Raw genomic sequence first — 2,245 nt, forward strand, 5'->3', positions numbered from 1 at the left:
GTCTGAGCTGTCGTGCCACGCTTTGTGAGTGAAGTGTGTGTCTGTTGATACTGAGTAAACCTCAACACCGCGCTCTTGAAGCTCTGCATAGTGGTCTGCAAGGTCGCCAAGCTCAGTTGGACAAACGAATGTGAAATCAGCTGGGTAGAAGAAGAATACTGCCCATTTGCCTTTTACGTCTTGCTCTGTGATTTCTACAAAGTCGCCCTGTTTGAATGCTGTTGCTGAAAATGGCTTGATAGTGGTGTTAATCATAATTTTTACTCTCTTAAAGTGTTTGTTTTGGCACTGTCCTGCGCCGATGTAGATAGTTTGCAACAGTCGCTTATTTTTGAAAATTCGTCCTTTCCTATTCATTTGATAGGAGATTCCTATTAAGTTTGATCCTTATCGAGACTTCTATTCACAAAGAAGATTAAAATCACTCTCATCTCAGAAACGATTTCAAAAATAGAGTATTCACAGCGTATGAGAAAGACGAGAGCGCACAACTACATCGCTCCGATGGAAATGACTTTCGATGAATTTCCTGAGAGCAAGCTGACTGCCGATGGAATGAAGGTGATTAACGCTGACTACTCATTGCCGTACAGCAAAGTGGAAAAAGTTCAGTATGCTGAAAAATCTGAAATGGCACTGCATCTAAATATGATTACACCAACATTCACGGAAGAATCGATTAACAAGCTTCCTTTGATTTTGTATGTGCAAGGCTCCGCTTGGTTACAGCAGAACCTAGAGTCTAAAATAGTGCAGCTGGGTAAGTTTAGTGAGCGTGGATATATCGTCGCTATTGTCGAATATCGGCCTACGACTGTCGCCCCGTTTCCAGCACAAATAAAAGATGCTAAAACCGCATATCGATATCTGGTCAGCCATGCCGAACAATACAATATCGACACTGACAAAATAATCATCTGGGGTGATTCCTCAGGGGGACACACGGCTTCAATGGTCGGATTAACGATGACCGAAGCAAAGCTTGATGATGAGAGCCCATCAGAGCTGCCAATAAACATCAAAGCCGTTATTAACTATTACGGCCCGACAGATATCACTCAGATGCACAATGAACCTTCCACTTGTGACCATCAAACACCCAACTCACCAGAAGGACGACTAATTGGTGGGCGCGCTGTGTACGAACATACCGAACTCGCCAGTAAAACGAATCCGATGAACTACGTCGACAAGCATAAGGAAATTCCGCCATTTCTGATATTCCACGGTAGCAAGGATCGGCTAGTCCCATTCGGTCAGAGTGTGCTGCTTTTTGAGGCTTTAAAGAAGGCGGAAAAAGAAGTTGAGTTCTATCAACTCAAAGGGGCGGACCATGGCAATGCTCCGTTTTGGACACCGCAAGTACTCGACATTGTGGACAATTTTATTTCTGAGCACATCAAAAACTGAGGTTACCATGAATAGTGACACCCAGTTAGATGTTATCAGACGCCAAACAGCTCCCCAAATGAAAGAGGAGCTGTAAACAAAACCTTATATTACTGAACTGGTATCACTACTGTTGCTGGCATCCCTGTGAAAAGGTCGTGTCTGCCTTGATACGCTTTGTCCTGCTGATCTGGAAGCTCGATAGTTAACTCCGATTGATTGCCATAACCATTCACTGTCACGGTTTGCCTCGCCAAATGCTCGATACGATAACCTTGAATTTGGTAATCATACTGACCGGAACGAAGTCCGCGATTGATGGTGAGCTTTAGAGTATTGCGATCACCACGGGTGAAAAAGCGAAAGCGTCGGCTATCACTTTCTTCCATCGCATTGCGATCAACAAGCAGTTCCATAAAAGGCAGATCAGACGCCTGAAAAGGGAAATTGAAACCGAGCACGACAAGGCATGCCAATCGACTTTTGTTGAGCATTGAGATTCTCTAATTGCGAGGAACAGGAGCGACGAATCTAATGGCTCATACGTGAAGGTTTAAGTTAACTTTCTGTTATAAAAGGCTGCACGCCCCTACTCTAAATTGCCAATGGTAGAAGCAATATAGAGTATTGGGGCGCGCAACACGGACTCGATAATCCGGTTTACATCAAGCGATAGGCTTAGATTTTACCAACTAGGTCTAGAGATGGCGCGAGTGTTTCTTCACCTTCTTTCCATTTCGCTGGGCAAACTTCACCTGGGTTAGCTGCTACGTATTGTGCTGCTTTCACTTTGCGCATTAGGTCTTCTGCGTCACGGCCGATACCTTCTGCAGTGATTTCCATTGCTTGGATTACA

General features: G+C 44.4%; 3 protein-coding genes and 1 pseudogene. 1 reads left to right on the forward strand and 3 read right to left on the reverse strand.

From position 1 onward, the window contains the following. A partial coding sequence (locus tag TZ48_RS16820; protein WP_162674631.1) for a redoxin domain-containing protein occupies positions 1 to 255 on the reverse strand: 255 nt, incomplete at its 3' end. 213 nt (positions 256 to 468) lie between these two features. Between TZ48_RS16820 and TZ48_RS16825 the strand changes: the two genes are divergently transcribed. Then, positions 469 to 1,410 carry an alpha/beta hydrolase gene (locus tag TZ48_RS16825; RefSeq protein WP_112480012.1) on the forward strand — a complete coding sequence of 314 codons (942 nt, stop codon included), beginning with the start codon at positions 469 to 471 and terminating at the stop codon, positions 1,408 to 1,410. Between the two features lie 89 nt (positions 1,411 to 1,499). Here the strand turns inward: TZ48_RS16825 and TZ48_RS16830 are convergent, their stop codons facing one another. Both TZ48_RS16830 and TZ48_RS16835 read right to left on the reverse strand, forming a co-directional pair. Continuing rightward, complete coding sequence (locus tag TZ48_RS16830; RefSeq protein ID WP_112480013.1) at positions 1,500 to 1,883, reverse strand: hypothetical protein; 384 nt, start codon at positions 1,881 to 1,883, stop codon at positions 1,500 to 1,502. 184 nt (positions 1,884 to 2,067) lie between these two features. Continuing rightward, positions 2,068 to 2,245, reverse strand: a pseudogene (locus tag TZ48_RS16835) (peroxiredoxin); the annotation flags it as partial.

Source organism: Vibrio variabilis (genome assembly GCF_003263785.1).
GTDB classification, from domain to species: Bacteria; Pseudomonadota; Gammaproteobacteria; order Enterobacterales; family Vibrionaceae; genus Vibrio; species Vibrio variabilis.